The sequence below is a fragment of the Citricoccus sp. genome (genome assembly GCF_032154715.1).
Taxonomy (GTDB): domain Bacteria; phylum Actinomycetota; class Actinomycetes; order Actinomycetales; family Micrococcaceae; genus Citricoccus.
Genome location: NZ_JALDXU010000166.1, coordinates 1 through 2,691, shown reverse-complemented (window position 1 = coordinate 2,691; position 2,691 = coordinate 1). Strand labels below are relative to the sequence as shown.

Genomic DNA, 2,691 nt, shown 5'->3' with positions numbered 1-2,691 from the left:
CCCCCGGCGTCGTGAGCTGTGGGCTGCCGGTGGGGGCGGTGACCTGACGGGTCAGTAGCGCCCGGCGTACGGGTGGATGTTGTACATGCCGCCGTAGTTCAGCGCGGTCACGGAGATGCCCATGCTGGGGTTGCGGGCGTGCGCGATCTTGCCGTCACCGATGTAGACGGCCACGTGGTACATGCTGGAGCCGCCGTTGGAGGACCAGAACACCAGGTCGCCGGGCTGCAGCTGGGACAGCGGGACGTACTGCTTGGCGGCCCGGTACTGGTCCGTCGAGGTGCGCGGCAGGTACTTGCCGGCGGCGTCGAAGGCGTCCCGGGTGAAGCCCGAGCAGTCATAGCCCTTCGGGCCATTGCCGCCCCAGGTGTAGAAGGTGCCCGCCTCGTTGGCCTTGTTGACGGCCCAGGTGGAGGCGGTCGAGGTCCACGAGCCCGATGTCGGGGCGGGAGTGGGCTTCGGCGTGGCTGTCTTGGTGGGCGTCGGCGTCTTCGTGGGTTTCGGGGCGGCCGGTGTGGTCGGCGCCGGAGTCGGGGTGGCCGTCCGGGTGGGGCTCGGCGTCGCCGTCGGGGTCTTGGTGGGCGTGGGGGAGGCCGTGGCCGTCTTCGTCGGGGTCGGCGACGGTGTGGCGGTGGCGGATGGGGTCGGCGTTGCCGAGGCGGTCGGACTGGCCGATGCTGTGGGGGTGCTCGCCGGGGCCGCGGGGATCACGGGGACCGTGGTGGCCGGTGCGGTGCTCGCCGGATCGGTGCCGGCGACGGGTGCGGTGGTCGGTGCCGGCGTGTCCGCCGCCGGCTCCTCGGCCAGCTGCTCCGAGGCGACGATGGCCTCCTGGAGGGCGTTGTCCCGCTCGGACTGCTCCATGGCCTCGACCTGGCTGGTGGCCTCGGCCACGGTCAGGTCCTTCAGCTCGGCCAGGAGCGTGATGAGCTGTTTGCGATCGGCCTCGTTCTGCTGCTCGGCCTCCGCGGCCGCCTGGGCCGCTGCCTCGAGCCGGCGCTGCTGCTCCTCGGCGGCGGCCGTGGCCTCCGCCTGGGCGGCCTGAGCGGCCTCTGCCTGGCGGGCCAGCTCCTCGGCCTCAGCGGCCTGGCGTGCGGACTCCTCGGCTACGCGGGCCTTGTCTGCGGCGACCTTCTCGGCGGTGGCTTGGCGGGCCAGAACGTCCTCGTCGCCGAGCAGTACCTCGCCGGCGCTGGTCTGGCCGCCGCGGTACAGATCCGCGGCCACGGCGCCGGACTCGTCACGGGCGGTGTCGGCCGCCTCAGTGGTCGCATCGGCGCGCTGCCGGGCCGCGTTGGCGGTCTCATTGCGCTCTGCCAGGGCCTCGTTGGCGGTGCGGACACCCTCGTTGGCCTGCTGGGCACGGGCCTCGGCCTGGCGCTCGCGCTCCGATGACTGGCGGATGGAGGCCCGCAGGCGATCGGACATCGCGTTCTGGGATGAGGACTGCTCCTTGGCGGCCACCACATCGTCGAGGGCGGGGATCTCCGGGCGGTCGATGTCCGGTTCGGTGGCGTCAGTCGACTGGTCGGCGCGCTGCAGGTTCGCCTGGACGGTGTCCGAGGACGCGTCGAAGACGGCCGGCAGGGATACGGCGGCCAGGGCAGTGGCGGCGACGGCGGCCACGACAGCGGTCACGCCCACGGTGCGGCGGGTGTTCACGGCAGTTCCTCACTGTGGCACCCGTGCGAGTGGGTTGGCAGGTCCGGTCACCACCAGGATGAGCCGAACGACGGTGCGGGATGGTCACGTCACCGTCACGAGATCACTGCGCGATGGTCACGCGGCCTGCCAAAAGGCGCCACGGTAGTGACAATAGATGCACTATTGTCACAAAAGCAACACGAGTCCCATTGGAATCATAAACAACAGTGGTGTCATTTCCCGGGGGCTTCACCGGGCGTGTTGCCGTTCCGTGGTGGGATGTCGAGGACGGACTGTCATCCCCAGCCCAGTTCATGCAGGGTGTCGTCGTCGATCCCGAAGAAGTGCGCGACCTCGTGGACCACGGTCACGGTGATCTCCTCGACGAGTTCCTCGCGGTCGCTGCACATCCGCAGCAGCGGGCCGCGAAAGATCACGATCCGGTCCGGCAGCTGGAACGGCATCTCGGCCCGTTCGGTCAGCGGGATGCCGTCGTAGAGGCCCAGCAGCTCTGTCTGCGGGTCTTCCCACGGTTCCGGTTCGTATTCCTCCTCCACGAAGACGGCCACGTTGGACAGGCGTTGGGCCAGGGCGGGAGCGATGGCGTCCAGGGCATCGGAGACCGCCTGGTCAAAGTCCTCCTCGGACATGTCGACGCCGACACGGTCAGGTCCGGTGGGATCGGCAGGATCGGCAGGATCGGCGGGGGAGGGGGTGGGATCGTCGTTCACCCCTCCATCCTGCCCCGAGTGTGTGGACACGGTTTGCGGTAGGAGGCCTCGACCGCCTAAACTCCTATAGGTCCACTTCGGGAACCCGAAGTGTTCTGGCCCCCATCGTCTAGAGGCCTAGGACACCGCCCTTTCACGGCGGCGACACGGGTTCGAATCCCGTTGGGGGTACGCAGCACTTGCACGACCAGCCTTCCGGTTGAACCGGCCCTCCGTGGTCAAGAGCCCGGAATCAATCTGGTAGAGTTAGTTCTCGCACACTGGCCCTGTAGCGCAGTTGGTTAGCGCGCCGCCCTGTCACGGCGGAGGTCGCGGG

Annotated in this window: 2 protein-coding genes and 1 tRNA gene; 1 reads left to right on the top strand and 2 read right to left on the bottom strand. The window is 69.4% G+C overall.

Annotated features, from left to right (window positions below; genetic code table 11):
• Nucleotides 1-51 precede the first annotated feature (51 nt).
• Together RUH65_RS15645 and RUH65_RS15640 are read right to left on the bottom strand one after the other, a co-directional pair.
• Nucleotides 52-1,662, bottom strand: coding sequence for an NlpC/P60 family protein (locus RUH65_RS15645; RefSeq protein ID WP_313818575.1), 1,611 nt, complete (start codon nt 1,660-1,662; stop codon nt 52-54).
• 278 nt (nt 1,663-1,940) lie between these two features.
• Nucleotides 1,941-2,375: a metallopeptidase family protein gene (locus RUH65_RS15640; protein ID WP_313818574.1), complete on the bottom strand. Its 435-nt coding sequence runs from the start codon at nt 2,373-2,375 to the stop codon at nt 1,941-1,943.
• 98 nt (nt 2,376-2,473) lie between these two features.
• Here RUH65_RS15640 and RUH65_RS15635 point away from each other — a divergent pair.
• A tRNA-Glu gene (locus tag RUH65_RS15635) sits at nt 2,474-2,546 on the top strand.
• Nucleotides 2,547-2,691 lie beyond the last annotated feature (145 nt).